Below are 3,089 nucleotides of genomic sequence, written 5' to 3' on the forward strand. Positions count from 1 at the left end.
GGCACGCTGATCGTCCGCGCGCGCCCCGGAGCGCGGCGGGTGGCGGCGCGGTCGTCTATCTGCGCACCACCGATTTGCGCGGCGCGACCATGATCGGGGGCGGCAAGCTCGACATCACCGGCCCGCTGCGCGCGCAACGCGTCGATGTGCAATTGACGGGCGGTGGCACGATCGTCGCGCCGGCGATCGAAGCCGAACAGGTCAATGTAACGCTGATCGGTGCGGGCACGCTGACGCTGGGTGGACGCGGCGGGCAAGTGCGGATCATCTCCAGTGGCGCAGGCACGATCGATGCGACCGCGCTGCACGCCGACCAGATTGTCATCCGCAACGGCGGGGCGGGTCCGATCACGGCCAGCGCGCGCTATTTCGCCGATGTCATGACCACGGGGCTGGGCGCGGTGACGGTGCTCGGCAGCCCCAAATGCAAGACCAAGGCGGTGGGCGGCGCGATTACCTGTGGCGGCGCGGCGGTGGGCCAATAGCAGGGCGGGCCTCTCAAGCCGCTACAGCAACCCCAAAGCCGACAATTTCCCCAGCAACGCCGCCGGAATGGCATCGCCCGCCACCGCGCCCTCGCCGAGATCGGCGGGGGCGTCGGTGGCTTCAAGATAGCGCCAGCCCTGATGCGCGCGCTTGGGGCGGCCTTCGGTCAGCACCAGTTCGGGGTCGATATGGATCGCCACGCGCCCGCCCTCGGCTTCGCCGAAGCGCAGGATCGGGGAGCGCGCCACCAGCGTGTGCTTGATGATCCAGAACAGCGAGCCGCCCGCTTCGGCACCCGGCCCGGCGATTTCCTCATGCCGTTTGGGCAAATAGCGCGTGGTGAGGAACACCGGCCCTTCGGCCCCGCGCTGGCGCAGGCGTTCGGCGAGATGGTCGAGGCTGGTCGCGCCGAACGCGACCTTGGTCAAATGCAACGGCATCTGCGCCAAATGGGGCGGCGTGCGCTAACCGCCAAGCCCGAACAGCGTGGCGAGCCCGAGGAACGAGAAAAACCCCATCACATCGGTCATCATCGTCACGAACACCGCCGACGACACCGCCGGATCGATGTCGAGCCGGTCGAGCGTCACCGGGATCAGGACGCCCGACAGCCCCGCGATCAGATTGTTGATGACCATCGCCATCGCAATCACGATCGCCAGATTGGCGTTGCCGAAGATCAGCAGGGTGCCGATCCCGATCAGCGCGCCCAGCATCGCGCCATTGGCGGCGGCGATGCGGAATTCGCGGTAGATCATACGCCCGGTGTTGGAGCTGGTCAGCTGGTTGGTCGCGATCGCGCGCACCATCACCGCCAGCGTCTGCGTGCCGGCATTGCCGCCCATGCCCGACACGATCGGCATCAGCACCGCGAGCAAGGCGAAGCGCCCGATCTCGCCCTGGAACAGCCCCACCACCGATGCCGCCAGCATCGCCGTGCCGAGATTGACCACCAGCCAGGTGATGCGCGTGCGCACGGTCAAATGGATCGGTTCGTTAATGTCGCCGTCGCCCGCGCCCGACAGGCGCAGAATGTCCTCGCCGGCTTCTTCGGAAATGATGTGGACCACGTCGTCGACGGTGATCATCCCGACCAGCCGCCCGGCGGGATCGACCACGGCGGCCGAAATCAGCGCATATTTCTGGAAGCGGAGCGCCACCTCTTCCTGGTCCATGTCGACCGGGATCAGCGTCTGTTCGCGCTGCATCACATCGCTGATGGCGATGCCGTGCGGGGTGCGCAGGATCCACGACAAGGCCACGGTGCCGACGGGCTTGTGCGCCGGGTCAACCACGAAGATTTCCCAGAAATCGGTGGTCAACTCCTCATGCCCGCGCAGATAGTCGAGCACGTCGCCGACCGACCAATGCTCGGGCACCGCGATCAGCTCGCGCTGCATCAAGCGACCGGCCGATTCCTCGGGGTAGCGCAGCGCCTCCTCGATCGCGGCGCGATCGTCGGGGGTCGAGCGCGCGGAGCACCTCGCGCTGGTCGGCGGGCTCCATGTCCTCGATGATCGCGACCGCGTCGTCGGTGTCGAGTTCGGAGGCGATGTCGGCGACCTGGGTGGCGGACAGCGCGTCGATCAAATCCTCGCGGACATAATCGTTCATCTCGGCGAACACGTCGCCGTCGAGCAGATTTTCGAGCGCGGTGGCGAGCGCGGCGCGCAGTTCGTGCGGGGTCAGCTCGAACAGATCGGCGATGTCGGCGGGGTGGAGCGGCTCGACCAGCGCGCGCGCACCCTCGGCATCGCCATCCTCGACCGCATCGAGCGGACGAATTCGGGCTTGAGCCGGTCGTCCTCGTCGAGCTGCGCGGTATCGACGTCGGTTTCGGGTAGGTCGGTCTCGCTCATGTCAGACCTCCTCAGCCACGCGACCATGGCGGTGTAGCCTTGCCCCGCCGCAAAGCCAAGCGAACGCGACCCCCGCCTCTGGGGCGGTTGCGCATTTGCCAGCCGTGCCCGGCATCGCTACGGCGGACCATTACGGATAATAGCAGGAGAGCCTCCGTGGCCGAACTTCCCGAAACCCTTACCCTGACGCTCGACACCGGAAATGGCGAAGGCGGCGATGTCGTGATCAAGTTGCGCGGCGATCTCGCCCCCAACCATGTCGCGCGGATTGCCGAGCTGGCTAATGACGGCTTTTACGACGGCGTCGTGTTCCACCGCGTCATCCCCGGCTTCATGGCGCAGGGTGGCGATCCCACCGGCACCGGCATGCACGGGTCGGACAAGCCCAATCTCGCCGCCGAATTCTCGAAGGAGCCGCATGTCCGCGGTGTCGCGTCGATGGCGCGCGCGCAGAGCCCGAACTCGGCCAACAGCCAGTTCTTCATCTGCTTCGACGATGCGCGTTTCCTCGACGGCCAATATACCGTGTGGGGCGAAGTGACCTCGGGCATGGAATATGTCGACGCGCTCCCCAAGGGCGAGCCGCCGCGCGAGCCCGGCAAGATCGTGAAGGCGCGCGCCGAGTAACGATCTCCCTCTCCCCGCTTGCGGGGAGAGGGTGGCCGAGCGCGGCGAGGTCGGGAGAGGGGCAGTATCAGGGGCTGTCGCCCATGATGCTCTCTCCCGACCTCTCCCCCAGTGGGG

The 3,089-nt window shown here is 67.1% G+C and carries 3 protein-coding genes and 1 pseudogene; 2 read left to right on the top strand and 2 right to left on the bottom strand.

The window, feature by feature from the left end:
- Positions 1-485, top strand: a 485-nt coding sequence (locus NW75_RS20440; RefSeq protein WP_052192548.1) for a GIN domain-containing protein, incomplete at its 5' end; no start/stop codon positions are given.
- Between the two features lie 21 nt (positions 486-506).
- Here the strand turns inward: NW75_RS20440 and NW75_RS20445 are convergent.
- Together NW75_RS20445 and mgtE are read right to left on the bottom strand one after the other, a co-directional pair.
- Positions 507-926: a DUF1489 family protein gene (locus NW75_RS20445; protein ID WP_033967242.1), complete on the bottom strand. Its 420-nt coding sequence runs from the start codon at positions 924-926 to the stop codon at positions 507-509.
- Positions 927-950: 24 nt separating this feature from the next.
- Positions 951-2,345, bottom strand: a pseudogene (mgtE, locus tag NW75_RS20450) (magnesium transporter).
- 156 nt (positions 2,346-2,501) lie between these two features.
- Between mgtE and NW75_RS20455 the strand changes: the two are divergent.
- Positions 2,502-2,972, top strand: coding sequence for a peptidylprolyl isomerase (locus tag NW75_RS20455; protein WP_033967243.1), 471 nt, complete (start codon positions 2,502-2,504; stop codon positions 2,970-2,972).
- The last annotated feature ends 117 nt before the right edge of the window (positions 2,973-3,089 follow it).

Source organism: Sphingomonas sp. Ant H11, assembly GCF_000797515.1.
GTDB lineage: Bacteria > Pseudomonadota > Alphaproteobacteria > Sphingomonadales > Sphingomonadaceae > Sphingomonas.